Origin of the sequence: Paenibacillus sp. FSL F4-0087 (assembly GCF_038020215.1) — a bacterium.
In the GTDB taxonomy this organism is placed as follows: domain Bacteria; phylum Bacillota; class Bacilli; order Paenibacillales; family Paenibacillaceae; genus Paenibacillus; species Paenibacillus taichungensis.
The window spans coordinates 1,923,156-1,946,331 of record NZ_JBBODJ010000001.1; the positions used below are offsets into that span (position 1 = coordinate 1,923,156).

The window sequence follows — 23,176 nt, forward strand, 5'->3', positions numbered from 1 at the left end:
GTAAAGGTCATGAAATGCATCTTACAAAAAAAAGAGGCCCTCTGGAACCATCCAGAAGGCCATCTTCATTTGAATTCATCATTGCTGTTAGTCATCACCGCTAAACAATCCCCTTATCCCGGAACTCTTCCACGAAACTATTGAGCCAATCCGAACCATAATCCAGCGCGCCCATATCACTTTCGATAAAAGCAACATCCAGACCCATAACCCAGAATCGGCGAGCAATAATAAAAAGGTCAACAGCCTGTTCATCTTCGGCAGAGAAGCTTCTAACCGAACGATATCCCGCTATGAGCGCACTCCATAACACTTCTTTTTGCTCACCAGACTGTCTCTTTCGAGCCTTCACCTGCGCCAGATCGTAGGCACGCCAACCATTAGCAGCCCACTCAAAGTCATAATGGATGAACTGACTGCCCTGTTGAAAAGCATTATTATTCCCATGCATATCGCCATGGCACAGCCCATTGTCCAAACCTAGTTTGGATGCGACGCCGATGCGTTCTTTTAACGCTCTAGCAAACGTATGTAGAAATGATGATGCTTCATTTTTTTCACCGATGTAGTTGATGATTCGCTCAAGAGGTTCGTCAATGAGAAACTTCGTATCCAACTCATATCGCGGCTGCTCCAATACCACTTGGTCCATCGCTTTATGCAGCTCAGCCGCAGACTGACCAAAAGCGTAACACGACTCTTCATCTTCAAGGTTGTTCTCGATACCCTCTATATAGCGAAACATCACAGCAACCCGCTTGCCTTCCGCGGCCTCCAGCACCGTATATTCAGTATGATCTTTCTTCTCGATGTGTTCTCCAATATCGGTATGTACAGATGAACCTAAAATGCCCTTTAATTGAGATAACAGGGAGAGTTCGTACTGAACATCAACCTCCGTAATTTCAGTACGGTAGACACGAAGAATATACATGCCAGAAGAAGTACGTACCCGGTAAGTATCATTTAACCCTCTCAGCCAAAATAAACATTCTTCCCACGATCCGATGTCGTATTGATCACTCAATACATGCTCCAGATATTTAGGGTTAAGCACTGAACGTAAAGCAGTCGGTTGATTGAACATATGTATGCTCCTTCAGTTTGATATAATCATCACTTTGGTTACAGATAAATGATTCCTTCATCTATCAATCTATAACATAGTATATTTTTAATTTATTTTCCAGAATATATATTTAATCAGGTGAATGCATAGCTGAATTCATTTCGCCTCTTTTATGTGCACCAATCACTTTCCCAGCCTTGACCTTGAAGTATACTTCAGGCTTTATACTGTGGATATCATACTTTATGGATGAGAGGCGGCGCCCAAATGAGTGTAAATATATATAACAAAAAACGCTCTATCAAGAGCTATTTACTAGAAAAATACATCGGTACTTTAGATAGCAAGAAGAATTTATCCACGCGAGAAAACACCCTGAAGCACTTGGAACACATGGGTGTAGAGAACACTAAGCCTTATGAGCTGGGTAAGGTTAAATTAATCTCCTCAGTCAACAAACGTTCCTTTGAAGACATGCAGGTATTCACATTAAATAACCAAATGTCTGCTGATCAAAAAGTGATTCTATATATACATGGCGGCGCTCATACACACCAGCCTCTAACCTTTCATTGGAAGTTCATGGACCGCATCGCACAATCGTTGAATGCCAAAGTTATAGCCCCCATCTATCCCAAAGTGCCTCATTTCAACTACCAGCATACATATCCAAGACTCTTAAACTTATACCGGGAAATCATTGAATCGATAAAGAGTCCTGCACAACTTACTATTATGGGAGATTCAGCGGGTGGAAATATTTCGCTAAGTTTCGCACATTACATTAAGATGAATCTTCTTCCTCAACCCAAAGATATCATTTTGTTATCGCCATGTGTGGATATGGTTCTGGACAATCCGGTCATATTCGACTATGAGACCCGAGATCCGATGCTGGCTGTGGAAGGCTATGATGTAATTCGGAGAATATGGGCGGCAGATAAAAATCTGGATGATCCATTGATCAGTCCAATCTACGGAGACTTCAAAGGACTCGGAAAGATTACCATTTTCATCGGAACCCATGAAGGTTTATTTCCCGACAACATGAAGCTCGACAAACTGCTTACCGATCAGGATATTGACCATAATACCTTTGTATATCCCAAAATGAATCACGTCTTTGTGCTTTATCCTATTCCTGAAGCCAAGGATGCAGAGCGCAAAATCATAAATATTATTAAGCATGTATCACAGGAATCGCATAAATAAGACTGCTACTGAAAAAAAACAGGAAAATAACATTCAACCCTTGTAAATTGTATTATTCCGGGTATAATACTCGGTATATAGAAAAGAGTAGCTGACTGGAGTGAATAACGCCATGGATTCTTTGACACAAACTTGGGTTAACGATTATTTGGACTTATATAATTATGCCCGTACCATAGAAGACTCGGAATGGGCTGAAGATATTCTCAGGAAGCTTCAAGATCAGAAGAACGCGTTGCTGGAGGAAGAACGAAAAGCGATACTGCTCCGTGAGTTGCTTACAAGCTATGACCGAATCAACAAGCAACTGATAGACATTTTCAGCAAACTGAGAGTCGCTTCAGAGGGTTACCAGACTGAGTCTTTACAGGAGCAATGGTTCAAATTGAAGCTAATGCGGATTGATGTCTCTAGGAAGATTCTTCAATATAAATAAAATAAACAAGAAAAAAAGCCGGTCTGCAGTTCGTCTGCTTAACCCGCCTTGATTAAAGGCTTACTATTCTTTTGATGCGTACAGTCAACTGTTCCGCACATATGTAAAGCCCGCCAGCTTTACATAAAATGAATGATCGATAATTACATGGATGCTTTCTTCATGTTGCTCATCATGCCCATCATTGTGGTCATCATTTCGTCGCATTCTTGCATACAGGACATCATTTTATTCATGTCCATGCCTTCCATCATGCTTTTGTCTTCCATGCATTCCATCATCATCTTCATGGATTTCATCTTGGACATCATTTCTTCCATGCACATGTTCATCATCATGTTCATACACATATTTTCCATTTCAACTTCCTCCTTTCAATTATAGTAAACTTCCTTTTTTTAGCATAAACGATTCCTTTCTTAAAAGCAATCTTTTTCCCCTTGCCTTTTCTGTAAAATCGATGTATAATACGCACTTCACTTATCAATCCTGTCGGAAATAAAGGCTTTTGTGAAGAGATGATCTCTCCGCAAAGGCCTTTTTGCATGCCTACCTAAGTCTTGAATAACTGGATTATCTATCAAATTTATCCTTGTTCAGCAAATGTAGGTCCTTTACAATAACTTTAGAAATTCCCGTATATCGATTTCTTTATTGAACAATATCCATATATGGTATATGGAATAGCACTTCCTTAATTACGATATAAGCTCTTACTTGAGTTTATATAAAAAAAATGATACAGGAGGCTATCGAATGTTCAGATTCATTTTACCGTCTTCAAAGCTAGTAATGATTTGCTGTCTGCTGGTGCTTACAACAGTAAGCATGCTGTTCAACAGTCCCAAGGCGTTGTCACATGGTTACGTAGAAGGGCCAGCGAGCCGAGCTGCACTTTGTGCTTCCGGAGTCAATCAAGATTGCGGCAGTATCGTGTATGAACCCCAAAGCCTGGAAGCACCTAAAGGCTTCCCTACTGCAGGACCTACGGACGGCCATATTGCAAGCGCTAACGGCGTCTTCCCTAAGCTCGATGAGCAATCCGCCACACGTTGGTCGAAAGTGAATATGTCTAGTGGCAGTAATACGTTTACTTGGAAGCTGACAGCTAACCATTCAACGGCAAGCTGGAAATATTATATTACGAAAACGAACTGGAATCCGAACGCACCTCTATCCCGTGATTCGTTTGACCTGACACCGTTCTGTTCGGTTCCCTATAATGGCAGCCAGCCTCCATTTAGCTACACCAACTCATGCAACGTACCAGATCGCAGCGGTTATCATGTCATTCTAGCAGTCTGGGAGGTTGCGGATACTCCTAATGCCTTCTATAATGTCATCGATGTAAACTTCTCCGGGACGAACCCGGTTGATAATGTAGCACCAACACCTCCAACTGCACTTGTGGCAACTGCAACTGCTGCGACCAGTACATCCTTATCGTGGAAGGCTTCCTCAGATAATGTAGGGGTAACGGGGTATAAAATTTACAACGGGACTACCTTAATAGGCAATGTATCTGGCACAACTACAAGCTATACCGTAACAGGGCTTACAGCAAGCACGGCTTATACCTTTACGGTCAAAGCAGTCGACGCAGCAGGCAATGAATCTGCAGCCAGCAATAGTGTAAGCGTTACCACAACTGCGCCTCCTGCAAACGACACTACCGCACCTACATCTCCAGGCGGGTTGCATGTGATGGGAACACCAACCGCCTCCAGCATTCAGCTGATGTGGACGGCATCTACGGATAATGTAGGCGTGACAGGGTATAAAATTTATAACGGCTCTACTTTAGTTACAACAACATCCGGGACGGCAACGTCTTATACGGTAACCAATCTTGAAGCGAACACAACCTACAACTTCTCGGTTTATGCTGTTGATGCAGCAGGCAACCAATCTGCTGCTAGCACAGTCAGCGGTAAAACAGCCGCAGCTGCTACTGCACCTGCATGGGCAGCCAACACGCAATACACAGTGGGCACAATCGTGAGCTACAATAACCTGACGTATAAATGCCTTCTTACACACACGTCTCAAGTGGATTGGATTCCTTCGGCAACACCAACCCTCTGGCAGGTGCAATAACTGGATTGACTGGAGGATTAGTTAAAAAGAAGTCCTTATAAGATTCTGATTACAACCATAGCCGGTCCATATTCAGGGGATCGGCTGTGTATTACACCATGCAAAATAAGACGCTTCAGGAATTAGTCCCGAACGTCTTATTGCTTGCTTTTTATGTTTCTATACCGATTTTATCATATGTCCATCTTCCAAGAACGACTCTGGCGCCTGAATCCTCACCCACCCCAAGGCCATAGCCAACAATGCTGTGATCCAGACATGCAACCAAATAGATAAAAGCTTCAGGCACAGCGTAGGTGGAATCGATTGAATTTTGCAGGAGGGCTCCACATTTCAAAATTCTTTGAACTGCTCCAGATCGTTCTTCTCCACACTAGAGCGAAACTGCGGATTCGTTAGATTGGATGACTTCCAGCAAATATTGCTCTACATTTTTTTCTTTTAGCCTCACAAAAAGCCGTTTAATCCACCAAATATATGCCCTAAAACATTAAAATATATCATAATGAAAGAGAGAACTATAGAAATTGGTAGAACAATCAGAAATCTTAACGGACTTTTAGGAACAATAAAAAGTAAAACAATGACCATAATCAGATATATTCCCATAAGTATAGGGATCAAATAGTAGTGAGTGTGCTCAGGTAAGTAAGCGTGCCGCAATCGAAATCCTTCTGACAGTAAGGCTGTAATCGGAAAGGATAAAATCAAACTAGATATGATTCCATAGCCACGTGCATACCACATTACATAAGCACATACCGGAGATATCAACGCGCATATTCCCCAAAATATAATTTCTCTCTTGGGGAAAAAGTGCAAAAAAAACACGGTGTACACATAGTAAACAGTTAATAGCGATACAAAAAAGGAGAATATCTTTAGAGCTGCTAATTTGGGAGAATAACTAAAAACCGATAAGAGTGTTGCAACAAAAATCCATATACCTAAACGTCCACCAATAGCGTCAAATATGGGGTTAATCCCCTGAGTATCTACAAGCTTTGCTGCTAAACCTAAAATTACCCCGATCACTATCGCACTTACAATGGAAATTTTTTTTTGTTCAGTTGTTGAATTGTTTCTAATTCTAATTTGATTCAACTTATTATGTATTTCCATTTCAACCCTCCAATTCCCATAATCACCATATACTTTAACATGATTTATTTGATATTTTCATATATTTTGTGAAATAACCGTATTTTTAAAAGACGAATACCCTTTCTATACAAAATCTCATCCCAACTGAATAAAGATTACCTTCCCTAGTGAATATAGACGGAGTGGAAAATGTTCGTGATTGAGTCATAGAACAAATTTACTTTTATGGTTTACATCATAAAAATATTCATGAGCAGAATTCCTTTTTAGCCCAAATAGACCGCTCCCTGGTCAGGAAACGGTCTATGCAGAAGATATTCTATGAGGACATCGATTTGGTTAAACCAATCTTGGTGATGACCGTATCATACGGAGCCAGTTCGAGCGTTTGTTTTCCGTAGTCCGTATCAATTGTCGTGGTTTGAACCTGATCACTATTGTTAATGACGACCAACATTTTACTCTCCGGATAATAAGTACACTCTGTAAATAAGTTATCCGTAATGTACTTCGAATTATGGAATTCATGACCTGCAAAGCGAATCAGATTCAGCAGCAATCTGGTATTCTCCCAACTGAATTCGAATGAAGGCAGGTAGATTCCTTTTCCTTTACCAAAGTCATGTGTAGACAATGTAATCATGCCATCCGTTTTATCCACCACAGCAGCTGTTCCATCGGTAAGGTATATGTTATTCTTCGGTGCTATTTTTGCCCCTTCCGGCAACAAACCATGCTCATCGCGAGTCTCATATGTCCATTTTCCATGAACCACCCTGGCGCCAGTATCCTCATCCACCCCAAGAACATGTGCCATTCTGAAAAAGCTGTCGTACCCTTCTACCGCCGATGGCTGGTTGATGCCAATAAAAGTACCGCCTTCATACACCCATTTGGTCAGCAGGTCCACACAATGGTGGTCATTCCAATGTTCTCCGCCGCTCCAGGCTGAACCGGCAGAGCCGGCATTGATCAAGACATCTATATGTTGCAGCACGCCCTGACGGATATCTTCAAAATCTATGAACTGCACTTCAACCGGTAAGCCTGACAAGGCTTCATTTACATGAATCAAGTCATGCATATACGTTTCATGGAAATGGCCGGACAACGTCCACGATCTTAATTTGCCCCAGCTATGCAGAACAGCTACCCTCGTCTTAATCTGATAGGGCTTGCCTTCATGATGAAGTTCTTTTATTTCCCTGAACTCGTCCGCAATCTTCTCGATGTAATCGCAAAAGTCGGGGTAAGGCTCTACTAGATGCAGATATCCACCCAACCCAATCCGGTCAATCGGCTCTCTGAGCAAAGCTCGCCTGATATTAATCCAATACTTTTTGGCATCCAGCGTAGGGTCTCCGCCCTCCTTAAAGGTAGGAAGTCCGCCTAAACCAACTGGAAACAAGTAGGGATGCAGACGAATTTCATGGATATCCACGTTAACACCTGAACACATCCTCGCCTCATAACCGGAAAACACACATTTAATCATCCCATCGAATCCAAACTCCTGAAAGCGGTCATTATAAGGCTCCATGCCAACCCAGCTATCATCATAGAAGACATACGCCAGCTTGCCGTGGTTATGCACCATATCAATTAACTTCTTCCCAAATTCGATGACAAAATCATTGATAAACGCCATCCAGTCCAGCTTGCGCTGCTGCGCCGGAATATGACTCACGCGATATTTGCCGCCATTCACAAAATCCTCAGCCGAGAGTGAATACCCATATTTTTGAGCAAACAGATCCAACGCTCTCGAACTTACCGTGAAATCGTATGAACCCCAATCCGAGAAGAGATGTCGATTACGCTCGTCGCTGCCCCAGATCCAGGCGAAATTATAAAACAATGAGGTGAAACGAACTACCGTTGTTTCCTGATGCTGCTGACACCAGTCCTCCATCCAATCCAGCAGATATGTCTGCGTTTCCGTATAGATCGGATCAATTTGCATCAAGTGCTCCTTGTCCCAATGGTTCGTGGTGTGATTGTACATCGAGATTTCTTCCCAGATCCGATAGGCCATGAAGCTTACTGTGTATTTATGCCAAGGAACAATGCCGGTAATGACTACATGGCCGGATTCCCTCTCATAATTCCACTGTCCTCTTGGCACTTCCTCCCCGGTTGTCCGGTCAAAGACCTGCCAATACTTAAAGGCCTCTTTGGAATCATTCACCTTGAATTGTTCAGCAAAAAAATCCTCCATCAGATAAAACGATACATAATCTTGTACAGCTACCTTCGGATTCGTAATAAGAAAACATTGCTGGAGCTTATCTTGATTTTGGGATGCCCATTCGTTATGATCCCGGATGATGCAGATGGTCGAATAAATGCCATACCCCGCGTTGATAATTTCATCGGATAATTGTGTACCGTCACTGTCTCGAATGACATCGGCACCCCACCGTTCGGCAAGTTCCAAAGTCAGTGCCTCATAACCGGATTCGCCGGGTAGTGTAAAGGAGCCTTTGATTGGTTTGGACAACTTGGTTCCCTCCCTATTTCAACATGTCAGACAGGAAAGCGAGTGCCAGGCCCTGACCCCAGCCCTGAATCCAGTCTTTTGGAATATTGCGATATCCTTCCCGATCCTTCATCACTGCTGTACCACCCGATACACCAAGCACACGCCCATCTTCGCTAATGTTGTTCAGGATGCCTTCCAATGCCTTTTGCACGTATTTGGTATGTAGCGGATTACCGTTATTGATCATGGCTGCTGCAATACCAGCGGAAGCCGACACCTCTTCATACGACTGCTCGTCATCCAGAACTGTCCGCCACAAGCCATTCTCTGTCTGCACGAGCTTCAGAGCTGCCAGTTGATCCCGGAGCGAGCACTCCACGTCCATGCACTGTGGATATAGATACCAGTCCTTCAACTGTGGTTTTACTTGGGACATGGTGTAAGCACCCCAAGCGTTTGCTCTTCCCCAATACAATCCGGACATATGGTCCTTGTTAACGTTATTGTAGCCGTGGTACCAGAAACCACTGCTCGGATCTTGAAGGTATTTGATATGCCAGTAATATTGATTCAGAGCATCCTGGATCATGTCCTGATCCTTTAATTTGCTGCCCACACGGAGCAGGAAAAATGCCGCCATAAATAAGGTATCCGCCCATGCCTGCTCGGGAAAATCATTGGAAATGGATACGGTATGCTGCAGCACGTTATCTCCGAATCTGAGCGCATGATTTTGTAGATAATCCACCTTGCTCATCACAATATCCCAATATTTTTGGTTCCCTGTTTCTTCATATAAAGTAATCAGCATATGGCCCATGGCACATGTATTTACGGTCCAGTCTGGCAAGCCCAGCTCGATGTATTCATCCGCCCATTGGACAAGCCTATCCAAGTACTCTTGGTTGCCTGTCGTTTGATAAGCTCTGGAAACACCATAATACGCCACACCGCAAGGCCAATCCCACGTCAAATCCATTGCCAGTGTTTTTTTCGTAACGTTATCAATAACGTTTAAAATTTCTTCCCTGTCATATTTCACTTGAAGCATCGGTGATTCCCCTCTCGTGGCGCACATGCCCCCAAATGCGCTTGAGAGCTGTCCGTCCTTGGTTTGAAAACGCTTTACTTATTCCATTGTACGCAGTAAAATAGTGTCAATCTAAGCATATTCGCAACAAAACTGCGCAATTTCAATCATTTATGAATGGGAGTTATCGAATGTGCCCAGAAAAAAGCAGCCTATTATTGAATACCGCCACTATAGCTTGCCGATCCATTTTCCTATTCTGCTGTTAAGCGGTGAACGCTGGAAAATATCCGATATCAAAAGTGAACATCTTCATTTTCACAACCATCTGGAGATTGGTATTTGTCATTCAGATAGCGGCATTATGGAGATCAAAGGTGAATCGGTACCTTTTAAAGCCGGTGACGTGACCTTTATCCCCAGATATCTTCCTCATACAACGTATAGTTCACCCAATGAAGCCAGCCTATGGTCTTATCTCTTTTTCTCGCCCGAAGACCTCTTTCAACAATCGTTTAAGAGCAGTGCCTACAGTAACTTTGAACCCAATTTGAGGGCCATTAAGGGATTGAACTGCATTTTAAACAGGGAGGAACATCCGAGAATTTATACCCTTGCGACATCCGTTGTAGAGGAATTGAAGCAGAAAAATCCTTTTTATCAGGAAAGTGCCTATGGCTTATTGTTATCCCTTTATATCGAACTCCTGCGAATCCATTCTCGGAATGAACCCTTGGCAGATCAAGAAACGCAGCATAATCTAAAAGGTGACCTTGTTATTTCTCCGGTTCTGGAGTATATCACCAAAAACTATATGTCGCCCATTACCATCGATTTTCTCGCTGATCTGTGCCACCTAAGCACCACTCATTTTCGAAGAAAATTTCATGACATTATGGGAACTGCGCCTCTGGATTTCCTGAACAGCACCCGGATTGAAGAAGCCTGCAAACAATTAAAAAGCACAGACGCTTCCATTCTTTCGATCTCTGAACAAGTCGGTTTTCAGTCCATTTCCAGCTTTAATCGCTGCTTCTCCAAACTTATGGGGAAATCGCCGAAAGAATGGCGCAAAGGCGCACAGTCCGAAGTGCAATCTGCGAAAGCCTCCATTTTGGAGTTTACGGGGTGGGTGTAGGGAAGGGATATCTGCGATAGAGTTTATAGGCAAATTAAAGACGCTTCGGGAGCGAGTCTCGAGCGTCTTCTTTGAACTGAAATGTTTAGTTTAATTACTATGCTAACTACAGTACCTCTGTTGTAAGCGTGAACCCTTCAATCACGACATCTTCGTCCACTTCAATCATGATACACCGTCTGCCTTGAAAATTCACTTGTTTCACATATCTCAAGTCTTGTGGGCTAACCGAAATCGTAGCAACTTTAGTTTCAATCTTAATGGACTTGGACGTAAACTTCGGCATAACACTGGTCGCTTTCATTTCATAATTCTTGTTGTCGACGATGGTTTCAAATGCACGTTCCACTTTTTCCGACGTCAGGTCCTCTACACCGCTTGCAGTCAGTACACGTTCCAGATCTTTATAATCCAGCTTCGGAGGTTCTTCCTCATGTGACTCTTCGTTAATTTCGATGACCCGGTTGATTTCTTCATACACATGTGCGATTGTGGCTGAGTCCAGTTGTTCACCGGCCACTTCCTTCACGATATCTTCGAAGATCGCTCGTTCTTCCAGCGCTGTCACAGACCTTTCTCCATTCAAAACATTTTCAACAAAATGCGGATCCGGGAAATTGGATTTCCCTGTGCAATATAGAACACGATTCACATCGGAGTAGTTGTCCGTTACGCTCGGGTACAGGAAACCCTGCTCCGGGGTGCTTAATTTGACAACCGGATCTACAATGACATTGTACTTAAATTCTCTCTCCACATAATCAAACAAGAGCGTCTTCCGCTGCTTCTCCGTGGAATTCACACTGCACAGAATGAATGGATGTGCGAACACTTCATTTTTCTCGCTCTCTTCCGCTTCATCGTTCCGAGCCTTGGTTGGCAAGTAATACTGACCACGAACAAACGTGATTACCATATCCCGTTCATACTTGGCATCCACCAACATTCTTTCTACCAACAGGAGCATCAGGTCCTGCCATTCCTCCGGATCTCCTGTTACCAGTGCTTGGTGAAGCATCACCTGAGCCGGCTCCTCCGCTTGCTCCTGAAACTTCAACTCGAATAATTTCTGATCCAGTTCGCCAGTCAGCAATTTTTTGAAATTGCCCATGTACAGTTCCTGTTTCTCTCTATCCACCAGCTCAAACGGATGGCGCTCCCAATGATAAATCTCGTTCGTTTCTTTCGTAATATACACGTTGAGAATATCGTAAATATTCAGTAAATCATGATCCATCTTAAACTGTTTGCGTATATGCGCGACTTCTTTTTTATTCATGATTCGTTAGACAACTCCTCAAGTAAATTGGCCTTACAAGTATAAACGATATAAAAAACCTTCGCTATATAAGTTCAACTAAAGAATATTTCCACGGGTACTCCGCCGATGACAGAACAACCTTCCGATCACTGTTATCCCCAGATTTTTTTGATTTTTTTTTAATGGTAAAATCCGGGGATAAAGGCGAACGCTTCGCTTCTTCAGGTTATTTCTGTCCTCTCCGTTATCGTGAAAATGTTAATTGAACTTATATAAAAGGACCTTTATCGTTATATGTCATCTGCGGTAACTAAACAGAAAGACGCATCAGGAATGATTCCCGTGCGTCTGTTTTTCGTTTCACTGCTTATCTTTTCAATTAACTGCTGCTCGGCAACATATCTGCATTCAATAGGGATTCCCGGCTGGTAGAAGCTTTCCTCGTTTCCCGCAGGAACAGTAACCCCATGAACAAGGACACGACACCAATAATAATTAACAATGCCCCCAACTCCTGACTGTAAGCTGTAAGCGCTCCGTCCCGAAAAGCCATTCCACGAATCAGGCGGTTAAGCCAGTTCATGGGTAGTGCCCATGCGAAAATTTGGAACGGTTCTGGAAACGCCAGCGGCGTTAGTTGAATTCCCGTAGCCAGAAAGGAGGGATACAATACAAAACTGGTTCGTAGGCTGACTTTGGATATGTCTTTGGCTGTGTATCCAATCAACATACCCAGAAGTGATAAGGCGAAGGCATAAATAACCAATGGGATGATAAAAAGATAAGGCTCCGCTTCAAAGCGCATTCCCCCCACCTGCTTTAACAATCCATAGGATAGAAGCAGCGATAGGGAGCTCAACACAGCGTACGGCACACTCCTAACCCATAGTTGGAAAGGTGACTTTCCGTTTGAAAATAGCTTCCCTTCCCGGCGAAGCCGAGGTGCAATCGAGCCCGCTGCACTTGTTGTAATCATCAATACTACGATATTCACAAATCCAAGCACCATAAAACCGACATAACTGGAGGTTGGATTAAACAGCATCCTTTGCTGAAGCGAGATCGGCGACACGATTCCTTTAGCCGTTTCTGCATCCATCCCTTTCTGGATCAGTCGTGTCATGGAAAGGGTCATATTTTCCGTCTGGATGATCTCCTGAATCGCGGTCCGGATTCCGGTTAGCCCCGAGGGCATTGTGTTATCCATCAAGATGCCGATATTCGTCGATTTTCCCTGTTGTTGACGTAATCCCAATTGATTGGGAAGCATAATGACAGCTACTGCCTGCTCATTGACAAGTAATGTTTCCGGACTCATTCGGCTCGCATATATGCTTTTGACGCTCATATATTGCGAGGCATTTATTTTGGAGATCAACTGCCGTGAATATTCGCTATGGTCCTCATCAATGATCACAACTGGCGATTTGCTAATTTGATTCTGCGAGAACATTAAACCAAAGAATAGGGCTGCAATAAGCGGGCCGATAAAAATCAATCGAACATACTTACTTCCCGATACGTACTTCCACTCGTCAATCAGTGATTTCATCAAGTTTCACCTCTGCTGTCATCCCGGGAAGTAAATCAGCATTCGAATCCATCGATATTCGGACCAGAAACATACTTAAATCGGCTTGCCCCTTTTCCCGTGACATGCGCAAGCTCGCGAATTGCGGGGCAGATGAGATGGACGTAACAACCCCGCTCACCTGTGTTGGCTGGTCCAAATACGGAAAATGAACATCAATGCTTTGATTTACTTCAATCTTTTGAATTTCACTCTCCTGTATGTAAATGTCCGTATAGTAATTATTCTTTTGCAGAACTGCCAGCGGCACACCTGCTTGTACTTGATCTCCCTGCTTTACAGCAACTCGGTCGACCAAACCATCATACGGTGCGAGTACATCCACATCTCCTTCCCCAGCTGATTTCACTTTGAAAAGCACCTCTCCCTCTTTCACGGAGTCACCTGCAGACGCACCCGCCTCTAAAATCGCCCCCGGACTATTCTGATAAAACAATGTCGTTTGCTCTGCCTCAAGCATGCCTTGTTTCCTGCTCTCGGCCTGACTTACAGCATCCTTCCCTTTAACAGCCAGAAGTGAACCTCCAACAATGAGCACCATCGCAATTCCGATATACAAACCTGCTTTTAACTTCATCCTTTTATCTCTCCCATTCCCAATCCTCGTGTATATAAGTTGAACTAAAAATATTTACACTGGACACTCCGATGACAGAACAACCTTTCGATCGCTGTTATCCCCAGATTTTTTTGATTCCTTTTTTTAATGGTAATATCCGGGGATAAAGGCGAGCGCTTCGCTTCTTCAGGTTCTTTCTGTCCTCTCCGTTATTGTGTAAAAGTTTAGTTCAATTTATATGGTCAAATTTGCTGCGTATTTTTGCTTTTCATTATCACTTGGGTGACCACGTTCTCGGCAGCCTCCATAATCACTTCTCCCAACGTGGGATGAGGGTGAATCGTCATGGCCAGATCTTCTACGGTTGCACCCATCTCAATTGCAAGCGCAAGCTCCGATATCAGTGTGGATGCCTCCACGCCAACAATTTGCGCACCAATAACAATTCCTGAGGTAGGACTAGCCACTATTTTCACAAATCCTTCGGTTTCCCTTAATGCCAATGCTCTTCCGTTGATCCCAAAAGAAGATTTTCCGATAATCACCGGATTAGCCTGTGCTTTGGCTTCCGTCTCACTTACTCCAACACTGGAGAGCTCCGGATCCGAAAAGACGACAAGCGGAATCACCTTGTAATCCACTTTGGAGGTAAGACCTGCAATGGCCTCTGCTGCTACTTTGGCTTCATAGGAGGCCTTGTGAGCGAGTGCCGGACCAGCTGTAATATCTCCAATGGCATAAATGTGCGGGATAACCGTTCTGCACTGTTCATCCGTCTCAACCAGCCCCTTGTTTGTTACGGGCAAACCTATGGGTTCCAGTCCTAACTGGCCGTTTGTATTGGGTTTCCTGCCGATTGTGACCAATACATATTCCGCTGTAACCTGGTGCTGCTCTTGATTTTTGGAATAATGCAGTGTAATGGAATCACCCTTCTGCTCCACCTTTTCAGCAATCGCTCCAGTTACGATGTGGATGCCATCCGCCCTCAATTGTTTGACTACAGGGGCAGCAAGTTCCGCCTCGAATCCGGGCAATACTTGTGCTCCTCCCTCCAGAATCGTCACCTTTGTTCCGAATTTGGCATACATCTGTCCAAGCTCCACACCAATATACCCTCCGCCGATCACAACCAGACTACTCGGAACCTCCTGTAGAGATAATGCTTCAGTGGAAGATAAGATACGACCTCCAACTGGAAATGCTGGCAGCTCAATTGGACGAGACCCCGTTGCCAGTATGAGGTTTTTAAAAGAAATGCTTTGCTCCTGTCCAGTTTGCTGGATCATCGCTGTGTGCTCATCCACCAGACTGGCCTCGCCCTCAAGAATGGTCACATTCGCAGTCTTTAACAAATAGTGGACGCCACCTGCCTGTTTATTCACAACCCCCTGCTTAAAATGCTGAGCAATCTTAAATATCGCTGCCGCGTCAGCTTGATTGAACTGTCTGAACAAATCATAGCGATGTGATTCCGCAATTAATGCTTTGGATGGTATACAACCCACATGCGTGCAAACCCCGCCTAGCTGTTGACGTTCGACGATTGCCGTCTTCATTCCCAGTTGCGAAGAACGAAGCGCCGCCACATATCCTCCCGGACCTGATCCAATAACTAACGTATCTACAGATTCAAGCTTACTCATATCCTGATACCTCCCGATTTGAAGCCGATTTAAAATATGATGATCGTAATATATTATAACCATCATATTTTGAGGCAGTCAACAACCGTATTTGGCCCTTTTGTAAATGAACAGATATCTAGTCGCCAAATTGACAGGTTTTATTATGATGACTATAATATTTTGATAAAGCAGAATGATGAAGCTATGGAGTGAATAATAATGCCCTATCCCAAAGGCCATAAAATAAAAGTACGAGGTAAAATTGTTGAAAGTGCTGCTCGGGCTTTTCGCACCAACGGTATTCAAGATGTCAGTGTACCGTTCATTATGAAGGGTGCTGGATTAACTCATGGAGGATTTTATTCACACTTTGACAACAAGGAACAGTTGGTCGCCGAAGCCTGTGAATATGCCATTAGCGATACCATCGCACTTCTTCAAAAAGTCGCGGATCAGGAAGAGCAGAATCCCAAAATTAATACAGTCATCGATTATTATCTCAGTCCCTATCACCGCGACAAAACGGAAATGAGCTGCATATTCCCTGCCCTTTCCGGCGAAATATCCCGCTCCTCTGAAGAGGTTCGGCAGGTATTCACTCATGAACTGGAGCGGATGATCTCTTTTATCTCCAATCTGGCTGAGATCGATGTGTCCAAAGGTCGTGCATTGTTCAGTACAATGGTTGGCTCACTTGTACTTTCACGCTCCGTTAGTGATCCTGAGCTTAGCGACAGCTTTCTCTCGGCGGGCAGGCAGCAAGCGAAAGAAATGGTTAAACGGAACGATATGTAGAGGTTTCGGGCTTTTATACGATACGTAGCTTTGAGGTTGTTTCATTTTGTTTTCAAGCTGAAAACACAAGTAGACCGCCCACCTTTGTGAAGGTTGCGGTCTACTTGATCGTATATCCTTTTGTTAAGCCTACCGCCCTTAAAAGCGGCTATTTCATTAGAGAGATATGCTCCATATGATAGAAATGACAATACGGCGATAATTTCAGCATCTTACATATTTACGCTTGAACCCCGTCCGCCCTTTATCCACTGCCTTTTGGATATTTTCAGAGGCATTCAGCAGCTTGCTCTTGGGCATGTTCTTGTTCACTTCGACAGGTCCCACAGCCTTGGCTGTTTCCACCGCCTGATCATGCAACGGTTGATAGGAGGTCGCGACGGTATACAGGAAGTTGTTCATCGAATATTTCGTTCGTTCCGGAGATTCGTGAATCGTGTTTTTCACCAGTTCGAGCATCTCCATCATTTTATTCTCCGAAAATTCAGCATCCTTCCGGCTTCCGAGCAGCCAGCAATAACAGCTCCATCCCGCTGACATTCTCAGTTCATCACCACTAGCAATCCATGCGTCAGCGACCTCTTGCGCAATATCTGTCTCGGCCAACGTCACAGCAACGATATAATCGGAGATCATGAAAAAATAAGCGGCATCGATCCAACGATCGAAATCAGCTGGCGTCATCGCTTGGGGATCGGCAATCACTCCCGCAAAGTACATCGCATCATAATTCCCCGTAGCGTATAATTGCTCCGCCAAAGGTTGATCCTTTTTGATCTGCTTCGCCATCGGTTTCATCGCCCCGGTTGCCACGCCAAATAGCGGTTCATGCGCACCGTTGGAGATGTAAATTTTTTTCGTTCGTTCTTTACCGAGCGCCTCAAGCTCCTGAATCACTTCTTCCACGTTCATGAATAACACCCCTTTTTATATTACTTACTCGCCAGATGATCCGTACAACAAATTCGCTCTCATTGTATCACAGCTTCTTCCCGTGCTTCTCATCCAGATTCTCCTAAAGTGCCATAATCGCAGATCTGCAATGAGCTAATTATCGAGTAATAAAATGGCGGTACAGAATACTTTCTGTACCGCACTGTTCAATTATGCTTATTCAAGAGTTGTCCATATATCCAAAGCCATCAGACGGACAGCTTCCTGCTCATGGGTTCGATATACTCTTAAACGATCCGTACAGTCCTCATTCCATAATAATGCCTCACCGGCGATCTTCAACAGACATAGCCCTATACGGAAAGCGGCCATGTGAGGCCGAGCATTCAACTGATCCACCATCTGAAGGAGGTCTTCCGGCTTCCAGTACCCTTTGCTTGCATTCACGACACGACTGACCTTCCGGTTCACAAAATCCAAAACATACGGCTGTCTGTTCACTATGCCAATGACAGGGTCCAAGCCGCCTATCGCCAGGTCCGCCTTGCTCCAGTCTATCATAGCCAGATGCAACCGGATTACCGCCAGCTTCATGGTTTCATCAGAATTGAGACATGTAATGATACCCGCATACAAAGGAACAAGCATTTTCCTTTCCGTAGGAGACAACGAGGTTAACTTGTCGATCAGTGCGAGCAAACGCTGCCGTTGCGGCAGATCTCTCTCATTCCCCGCATTCCATTCGTCTATCGTTTCTGTGGCAGCCAGTTGTCTGCAAACCTCGATCACCTGTTCGTTTGTTTTGCCTTCCGAGCAAGCTGCAATAAGGGTGTCCAGCGCTGCCTTCCATCGGGTACTATCCTGAAAATCAAGCAGTGTGCTACTGGCACAAGTGGCGATTACTTCTTCATTCCCGTTCAACCACGAGATCATGGAGCGAAAAGCCTCTCTGGCTACAATCGGATCTGCATGGCCTGCGATCCCTGTAATCCATCTCAAATACCTTGGACGCGATTCCAGCGGAAGTTCGCTGGGCCGCTGGTTCAACAAGCTTTGGGCAATATCCCGCTCCGAAGAGGAAGCCATCGTACTCATCATGGTCCAGCTTCGCTCATCATCCAGACATTGCCTTGCCGCATGTCCAATGGCGATAATGACGTCTTTGTGAGTATTGGGCTTCTCGTATTCCCGAACGAGGAGGGTCATGCTGTCATTGCTTTTATAAGCACCAAGCAGCCGAATGGCCTCTTTTCTGACCGTAATCTTCAGTTTCTCCCGATTTAGCAACTCCGAAAGCATCGACGTTAGCAAAACTGGACTCACCCTGCGCGCGCATCTAGGGATTGAATACATGGCAACACGAGCACGGTCTCCATCCAGATTGTCCAGTAGAACAGGAAGTGCCTTCTCCGGTTCTTCACCTAACGAATAGGCATACAGTGCCGCCTCCACGACATGCACTTCCGAATCCTGCAACAGCACCTCCAATTGTTCGGACCAGTGGTCGGGCATGCTCGCCAGCCTTCGGATCACTGCAGCGCGTTCATAGGAAGTTCGATTGGTATCGAGTGCGACTTGTTCCAGCAGGGAGGCCAGTGCTTTCTGTTGACGTGGCAGCCACCTATAAAATCCGTCACTAGCAGGCACAACATAAATGGTTTTTCCCGACAAATGCTTGCCCTTAATGACTGTTCCCGCGATGAACGGATCCAGCCACTCCTGTCGCTTCAGGTGCAAATGCCAAAACACCTCATGGAACGAGATGAAGGACGGGTCTCTGTCGAGCAACTCTCTGACTCTTTCATCCCGCGTTTCGTAAGGAGTCAGCCAATATCGGATCGCCTGAGCAGGAGCCTTCTTTGTCTTCACCAGTTCCTCCAGCAAGTGTTGTAGCTTAGGCAAACGATCAATCGCCTTACCGAAAGATTCGGCCATACGCAAGACCACAACATCGTTCTCTCGCTTGTTCGCTTCTATACCCAATGCATACAACTCATCGAACAAAACCTCAAGCGCATGATCAGGTATGCTATTCCAATCTCTCTCATACAACACGAACTGCCCATCCCGCACGACCATTCTCTTCAACGTTCTCAAACCAAACCTGAAAAGCCTGCTATCCGGCGATTGCGCATGCTCACGTAGTATGGAGAAGGCCAGTCTCTCTGTCGCATTCTTCGTCCCATATGAGGTATCTCTGGCTTCGACCACGCTGTCTGCCAGCACAGTTAGGTCGTCCACATGCTGCTCGGTGAACATGGGAACAGGACAGTTCGACAGTTCGGACATCACCGTCCAACGTACCGGGTCCTGATCGTTCTTGACTCGTGTCAGGAAACGCAATGTCTCATCCATCCCCCGGCGGGATATCGCCGTGCTTCGAATAAGCCGACCATACGCCGCAGCACGTTCATCCGCATTCGATACCTGAACTGCTTGCTCCAGCTTTTCCCTCGCATGAATGATCAAACGGCGGGCTGTAATCTCAAGCGTCTGTTTCCGATCATCCCGGATGTCGCGCAATTCGAGCATGCGCGTTGCTTCCTTGTCACGCAGTTGGTGCGGTAGAACGTCCAATAACGACGTAGGAAAAATACGTGTCCTCCGCTCATTTTCCTTATATGCCTTATCAAATATCGCTCCACGACTTGACGGTGCAAGTGTATCCAATGCTTTGGCAAGGTGTATGGGTTCGTCAATGAGTAGGGTAACCAGCGTGGTCCACTGGGCTGTAGTGAACCATTTTCTTTTTTTCAGAACACCGGCTGGTACCCCCTCCTCTAAGAGATAACCTCGTGTCTCCTCCCGTGTCAGCAGTTCGAAGACACTTTCAGGGCTCGTCTGGATCAGGACACCCAATTGCTGCTTAATCACAGGATGTATCGTATCGAATGGTCCATATTTGAGCGCATATTCCAGCACGATCGCTGGTCTGGATTCACTCAGCTTCTCCACCGCCGAAGAAAGTGTCCACCATACGCTATTTCTTCCACGTTGTGTCGCACTTTGCAGAGCATGCTCCAGATATGTTGCGACCAGATCAGGAAAACGCTTCGTAATTACCCGCCAATTGCGGAGCGCATAGCCGAGTTCCGGAAGTCTGCCGCGAACCGTCTCTTCACCGCACACGGACAGTACCAAAGCCGCTTCCTGTGCCCCCCAGCGAACCAGCACAAGTGGTAACAGACGCTCCGCCCAATCCTGTCTACGATGGTTCACAATGCTTTGCAATAATTGACGGCGGGAATGATAGGACATAGAAATGATTTCGGATTCAATTGAATAATCTGGATCTGTCACCACTGTAGTCAACAGTCCGGCTGCCCGACCTCTGACCCCTGCCTTGGGATGCTTCAAAGCAAGCAATACGGCATTTACATCATTTATTACACTCGCACCAGTCAATGCCAGATGTGCTTCATAGGCAGTACCGCTATCGAGTAAAGCTATAAGTAACGCAGAATACCCTGCCTGATCCGAATGCTGGTGACCCAGTTGAGCTATTTGCTTCATCCGGTCCGAGTATCCAAGCGAATCCAGTTTCTTAAGAACCCGGTCTTTTTCTAACGGTGTTTGATTCATTATTATCTTGTCCCCTCTCCCTTTCACTCTATATAACCACTCAATGCATCCATGCCATTGTTTCTCATCGCAGGAGTTTGAAAGTATATAACTTCTGCGTGGGCAAGAGCTTTTCCTTTTGGATAGATGTTTCCGGGGTGGGCATAGTCCGTGGAATCGATCTCCACCTATGCTATAAAAGCCAAGCGTGTCTTCGACTATATGCAAAAAGATGACTCGCAGGTCCACCAATGGCCCTACGAGTCATCCCTATTCATTCAAGATGGTGCAATTCTAATTTAGTTGTTCCAGTATTTCTTGGCGATCTTCTGACCCTGATCAATCTTCGCCCATTGCTGAGCTTCGCTTAATTCGTTACCACCATCGCAGGATGCAAAGCCGCATTGGTGAGACAGCAGCAGTCGATCTTTATCGATGATTTTGGATGCTTCGTCCAGCAAACGAACAACACGCGCTTCATCATCGAGTGTACTCGTTTTGGAGGAAAGCAAACCTAATACGACTTCTGTTTCAGGTCTGTCCTTGAACACTTCCAACGCCTCAAGCGAACCCGCACGATCATCATCCCACTCCAGGAAGAAACGATCATATTTCAATTGCTTCAGGAACAGGTTAGCGATTTTCGCATAAGATCCACCGCCCATGTTGCGAGAATCATAGTTGCCGCGGCAATTATGTGTCCACATTTTCAAGCCCAGGCTATGACCGAAGTCAATCACGGTATTGTTAATATCAATAAATTCGGTAGCGAGACCCTGTACTTCCTCTTGGTTAATATGCTCCCCTGTAAACGGAGAGTTCGGGTTATCGTCTGCAAACAGCTCCCACAAGCAATCATCCATTTGCAGGATTTTACCGCCTACCGCAGCGAATTCTTCCACAAATTCCTTATAAGCTTTCACAAGACCCGCTTTGAGCTCCTGAATATTCTGATAAACAGCGTCCGTACCGCCGATATTATCCGACCAGGAGAGTTCACCAAAAATATGGGATGGCGATGGAACGCAAAGTTTCGTTTGCTGGTCACCCGCCGTGTCTTGCAATTGTTTAAACAGTTGAATGAAATGATGATTTTTACCGCTCAATTCGCCCGTTATGCGCAGGCCAATATCTTTACGTGTTTCATATTTTGAAGATCCATCGACATCACGGAAAAAATATCCATGATCTGCAATATAACGCTCAACTCCACCAAAGCCCCAAACAAAATCCAGATGCCACATCGATTTGGAGAACTCTCCATCTGTAATAATCGACAGGTCATGCTCGATTTCTTTTTTCACCACTTGTTTGATGGCCTCAGTCTCGCATTTTTCATAACCTTCAAAACTTTCATAGAATGGATATTTGATATCATCACGATGTTCAATTTGCGTTTTATATGTCAGCAGCTCATCAGGACGCAACAAACTACCTACGATCTGGAACTTATCAGTCATGTCAAAAACCCCCTCGTTGTATACCATTATCATATCATGCAGAACGAGGTTGGCTGAGATACTTAAATGCCATAACTAGTTATAGTTAAAAGCTATAGCAATATATCAATTTCACACCGTCCTGCGCCGTATTTCATAAAAATACTGCACAGCCGGATGCTTCATTTTAATCGAATCAGACATGTTCAGAATTCGTTTCTTGCCAACACGTCTGTCCACCAAAGCCAGAATATTGAACAGAATCTCCTTGCTCTCCAGATTATCCTCTATGGAAGTGGACAAAAACGTAGTCGCTGCTGCTGTAAAATTCGTTTTACTTAACGCGGTTTGTGCCAGCAACAGCTCTTTGGCATGTACGGAGACTTTTCTGCTTCTTGCCATGACTTGAAGACGGTCCTCCGGAACGTTCCCTTTGGTTTCGTTTCGAATAGCTTCAATCTCTTCATCACTTACAGATATCACGATATTGGGATCATTCTTAATCTCCTGATCGGAATGATACCAACGGATTGGTGAAGTTGTGTCTCCCATATTGAGGATATTCTTCTGATCCACGGTCAGATAACAACTACCTGATTTATCAGGTGAATAGCGATAGCTGGTCGCCCGGTAATCTACTTTTCCAACCAGCGCAGGACTAAGAAAACTTTCTAGCTGTTGCTTTAATTTACTCCAGGACATAGATCCTCCTATTCTCAAAAGCCTCCTGCCTCATCTAAGGCAATCAGTTCAAAACGATATTGATTTAAATTATAACATAGCACAACGAACAGACATCCTGGATTGATCTACCCAGCCCTTAAAGTCAAAACTCCTATTATTGGTTTTCCACTTCTGGATATGATAAACTTGCTGGAAA

At 44.7% G+C, this 23,176-nt stretch carries 19 protein-coding genes; 5 read left to right on the top strand and 14 right to left on the bottom strand.

Annotation, left to right across the window (positions count from 1 at the left end; genetic code table 11):
• Positions 1-100: 100 nt before the first annotated feature.
• Positions 101-1,087, bottom strand: a complete 987-nt coding sequence (locus tag MHB84_RS09020; protein ID WP_076291638.1) for a phosphotransferase — start codon at positions 1,085-1,087, stop codon at positions 101-103.
• 249 nt (positions 1,088-1,336) lie between these two features.
• Here MHB84_RS09020 and MHB84_RS09025 point away from each other — a divergent pair, with 249 nt between their 5' ends.
• Together MHB84_RS09025 and MHB84_RS09030 are read left to right on the top strand one after the other, a co-directional pair.
• Positions 1,337-2,281: an alpha/beta hydrolase fold domain-containing protein gene (locus MHB84_RS09025; RefSeq protein WP_076291637.1), complete on the top strand. Its 945-nt coding sequence runs from the start codon at positions 1,337-1,339 to the stop codon at positions 2,279-2,281.
• 112 nt (positions 2,282-2,393) lie between these two features.
• Complete coding sequence (locus tag MHB84_RS09030) at positions 2,394-2,717, top strand: hypothetical protein (protein WP_076291636.1); 324 nt, start codon at positions 2,394-2,396, stop codon at positions 2,715-2,717.
• A 143-nt stretch (positions 2,718-2,860) separates the two neighbouring features.
• Here the strand turns inward: MHB84_RS09030 and MHB84_RS09035 are convergent, their stop codons facing one another.
• Positions 2,861-3,076, bottom strand: coding sequence for a hypothetical protein (locus tag MHB84_RS09035; RefSeq protein WP_076291635.1), 216 nt, complete (start codon positions 3,074-3,076; stop codon positions 2,861-2,863).
• A 397-nt stretch (positions 3,077-3,473) separates the two neighbouring features.
• Here MHB84_RS09035 and MHB84_RS09040 point away from each other — a divergent pair, with 397 nt between their 5' ends.
• A complete protein-coding gene (locus tag MHB84_RS09040) occupies positions 3,474-4,814 on the top strand; it encodes a lytic polysaccharide monooxygenase (protein ID WP_076291634.1) in 1,341 nt (446 codons plus the stop codon).
• Between the two features lie 151 nt (positions 4,815-4,965).
• Here the strand turns inward: MHB84_RS09040 and MHB84_RS09045 are convergent, their stop codons facing one another.
• The 4 genes from MHB84_RS09045 to MHB84_RS09060 all read right to left on the bottom strand — a co-directional run bounded on the left by MHB84_RS09045 (position 4,966) and on the right by MHB84_RS09060 (position 9,451).
• The gene (locus MHB84_RS09045; RefSeq protein ID WP_076291633.1) at positions 4,966-5,151 is read right to left on the bottom strand and encodes a hypothetical protein; all 186 of its coding nucleotides are present in this window, start codon (positions 5,149-5,151) and stop codon (positions 4,966-4,968) included.
• Positions 5,152-5,261: 110 nt separating this feature from the next.
• The gene (locus MHB84_RS09050; protein WP_076291632.1) at positions 5,262-5,936 is read right to left on the bottom strand and encodes a hypothetical protein; all 675 of its coding nucleotides are present in this window, start codon (positions 5,934-5,936) and stop codon (positions 5,262-5,264) included.
• Positions 5,937-6,237: 301 nt separating this feature from the next.
• Positions 6,238-8,418, bottom strand: a complete 2,181-nt coding sequence (gene gnpA / locus MHB84_RS09055; RefSeq protein WP_076291631.1) for a 1,3-beta-galactosyl-N-acetylhexosamine phosphorylase — start codon at positions 8,416-8,418, stop codon at positions 6,238-6,240.
• 13 nt (positions 8,419-8,431) lie between these two features.
• On the bottom strand, positions 8,432-9,451 hold the full coding sequence (locus MHB84_RS09060; protein ID WP_076291630.1) for a glycoside hydrolase family 88/105 protein: 1,020 nt from the start codon (positions 9,449-9,451) through the stop codon (positions 8,432-8,434).
• 172 nt (positions 9,452-9,623) lie between these two features.
• Between MHB84_RS09060 and MHB84_RS09065 the strand changes: the two genes are divergently transcribed.
• Positions 9,624-10,568 (top strand): AraC family transcriptional regulator, encoded by a 945-nt coding sequence (locus MHB84_RS09065; protein WP_076291629.1) that lies wholly within the window; start codon positions 9,624-9,626, stop codon positions 10,566-10,568.
• A gap of 106 nt (positions 10,569-10,674) precedes the next feature.
• On the opposite strand, the gene MHB84_RS09070 is transcribed toward MHB84_RS09065, so the two are convergent.
• The 4 genes from MHB84_RS09070 to lpdA form a co-directional block, all read right to left on the bottom strand.
• Positions 10,675-11,847 carry a DUF4317 domain-containing protein gene (locus tag MHB84_RS09070; RefSeq protein WP_076291628.1) on the bottom strand — a complete coding sequence of 391 codons (1,173 nt, stop codon included), beginning with the start codon at positions 11,845-11,847 and terminating at the stop codon, positions 10,675-10,677.
• Positions 11,848-12,208: 361 nt separating this feature from the next.
• Complete coding sequence (locus MHB84_RS09075) at positions 12,209-13,381, bottom strand: ABC transporter permease (RefSeq protein WP_076291627.1); 1,173 nt, start codon at positions 13,379-13,381, stop codon at positions 12,209-12,211.
• Positions 13,365-13,997: an HlyD family efflux transporter periplasmic adaptor subunit gene (locus tag MHB84_RS09080; RefSeq protein WP_076291626.1), complete on the bottom strand. Its 633-nt coding sequence runs from the start codon at positions 13,995-13,997 to the stop codon at positions 13,365-13,367. The genes MHB84_RS09075 and MHB84_RS09080 overlap by 17 nt, the downstream gene beginning before the upstream one ends.
• A 224-nt stretch (positions 13,998-14,221) precedes the next feature.
• The gene (gene lpdA, locus MHB84_RS09085) at positions 14,222-15,625 is read right to left on the bottom strand and encodes a dihydrolipoyl dehydrogenase (RefSeq protein ID WP_076291625.1); all 1,404 of its coding nucleotides are present in this window, start codon (positions 15,623-15,625) and stop codon (positions 14,222-14,224) included.
• Positions 15,626-15,826: 201 nt separating this feature from the next.
• Here lpdA and MHB84_RS09090 point away from each other — a divergent pair, with 201 nt between their 5' ends.
• Positions 15,827-16,402, top strand: coding sequence for a TetR/AcrR family transcriptional regulator (locus MHB84_RS09090; protein ID WP_076291624.1), 576 nt, complete (start codon positions 15,827-15,829; stop codon positions 16,400-16,402).
• A 204-nt stretch (positions 16,403-16,606) separates the two neighbouring features.
• On the opposite strand, the gene MHB84_RS09095 is transcribed toward MHB84_RS09090, so the two are convergent.
• The 4 genes from MHB84_RS09095 to MHB84_RS09110 all read right to left on the bottom strand — a co-directional run bounded on the left by MHB84_RS09095 (position 16,607) and on the right by MHB84_RS09110 (position 22,998).
• Entirely contained in the window at positions 16,607-17,314 is a 708-nt protein-coding gene (locus MHB84_RS09095; RefSeq protein ID WP_076291623.1) for a DNA alkylation repair protein, read from the bottom strand.
• A 198-nt stretch (positions 17,315-17,512) separates the two neighbouring features.
• Positions 17,513-20,878, bottom strand: coding sequence for a HEAT repeat domain-containing protein (locus MHB84_RS09100; RefSeq protein WP_256716920.1), 3,366 nt, complete (start codon positions 20,876-20,878; stop codon positions 17,513-17,515).
• 278 nt (positions 20,879-21,156) lie between these two features.
• Positions 21,157-22,317, bottom strand: coding sequence for a cobalamin-independent methionine synthase II family protein (locus MHB84_RS09105; RefSeq protein ID WP_076291622.1), 1,161 nt, complete (start codon positions 22,315-22,317; stop codon positions 21,157-21,159).
• A 111-nt stretch (positions 22,318-22,428) separates the two neighbouring features.
• A complete protein-coding gene (locus MHB84_RS09110; RefSeq protein ID WP_076291621.1) occupies positions 22,429-22,998 on the bottom strand; it encodes an SF0329 family protein in 570 nt (189 codons plus the stop codon).
• Between the last annotated feature and the right edge of the window lie 178 nt (positions 22,999-23,176).

Coding starts and splice junctions, on each gene's coding strand:
- MHB84_RS09020 (WP_076291638.1), bottom strand. CDS start 1,087: ATGTTCAATCAACCGACTGCTTTACGTTCAGTGCTTAACCCTAAATAT.
- MHB84_RS09025 (WP_076291637.1), top strand. CDS start 1,337: ATGAGTGTAAATATATATAACAAAAAACGCTCTATCAAGAGCTATTTA.
- MHB84_RS09030 (WP_076291636.1), top strand. CDS start 2,394: ATGGATTCTTTGACACAAACTTGGGTTAACGATTATTTGGACTTATAT.
- MHB84_RS09035 (WP_076291635.1), bottom strand. CDS start 3,076: ATGGAAAATATGTGTATGAACATGATGATGAACATGTGCATGGAAGAA.
- MHB84_RS09040 (WP_076291634.1), top strand. CDS start 3,474: ATGTTCAGATTCATTTTACCGTCTTCAAAGCTAGTAATGATTTGCTGT.
- MHB84_RS09050 (WP_076291632.1), bottom strand. CDS start 5,936: ATGGAAATACATAATAAGTTGAATCAAATTAGAATTAGAAACAATTCA.
- MHB84_RS09060 (WP_076291630.1), bottom strand. CDS start 9,451: ATGCTTCAAGTGAAATATGACAGGGAAGAAATTTTAAACGTTATTGAT.
- MHB84_RS09070 (WP_076291628.1), bottom strand. CDS start 11,847: ATGAATAAAAAAGAAGTCGCGCATATACGCAAACAGTTTAAGATGGAT.
- MHB84_RS09075 (WP_076291627.1), bottom strand. CDS start 13,381: ATGAAATCACTGATTGACGAGTGGAAGTACGTATCGGGAAGTAAGTAT.
- MHB84_RS09080 (WP_076291626.1), bottom strand. CDS start 13,997: ATGAAGTTAAAAGCAGGTTTGTATATCGGAATTGCGATGGTGCTCATT.
- lpdA (WP_076291625.1), bottom strand. CDS start 15,625: ATGAGTAAGCTTGAATCTGTAGATACGTTAGTTATTGGATCAGGTCCG.
- MHB84_RS09090 (WP_076291624.1), top strand. CDS start 15,827: ATGCCCTATCCCAAAGGCCATAAAATAAAAGTACGAGGTAAAATTGTT.
- MHB84_RS09095 (WP_076291623.1), bottom strand. CDS start 17,314: ATGAACGTGGAAGAAGTGATTCAGGAGCTTGAGGCGCTCGGTAAAGAA.
- MHB84_RS09100 (WP_256716920.1), bottom strand. CDS start 20,878: ATGAATCAAACACCGTTAGAAAAAGACCGGGTTCTTAAGAAACTGGAT.
- MHB84_RS09105 (WP_076291622.1), bottom strand. CDS start 22,317: ATGACTGATAAGTTCCAGATCGTAGGTAGTTTGTTGCGTCCTGATGAG.
- MHB84_RS09110 (WP_076291621.1), bottom strand. CDS start 22,998: ATGTCCTGGAGTAAATTAAAGCAACAGCTAGAAAGTTTTCTTAGTCCT.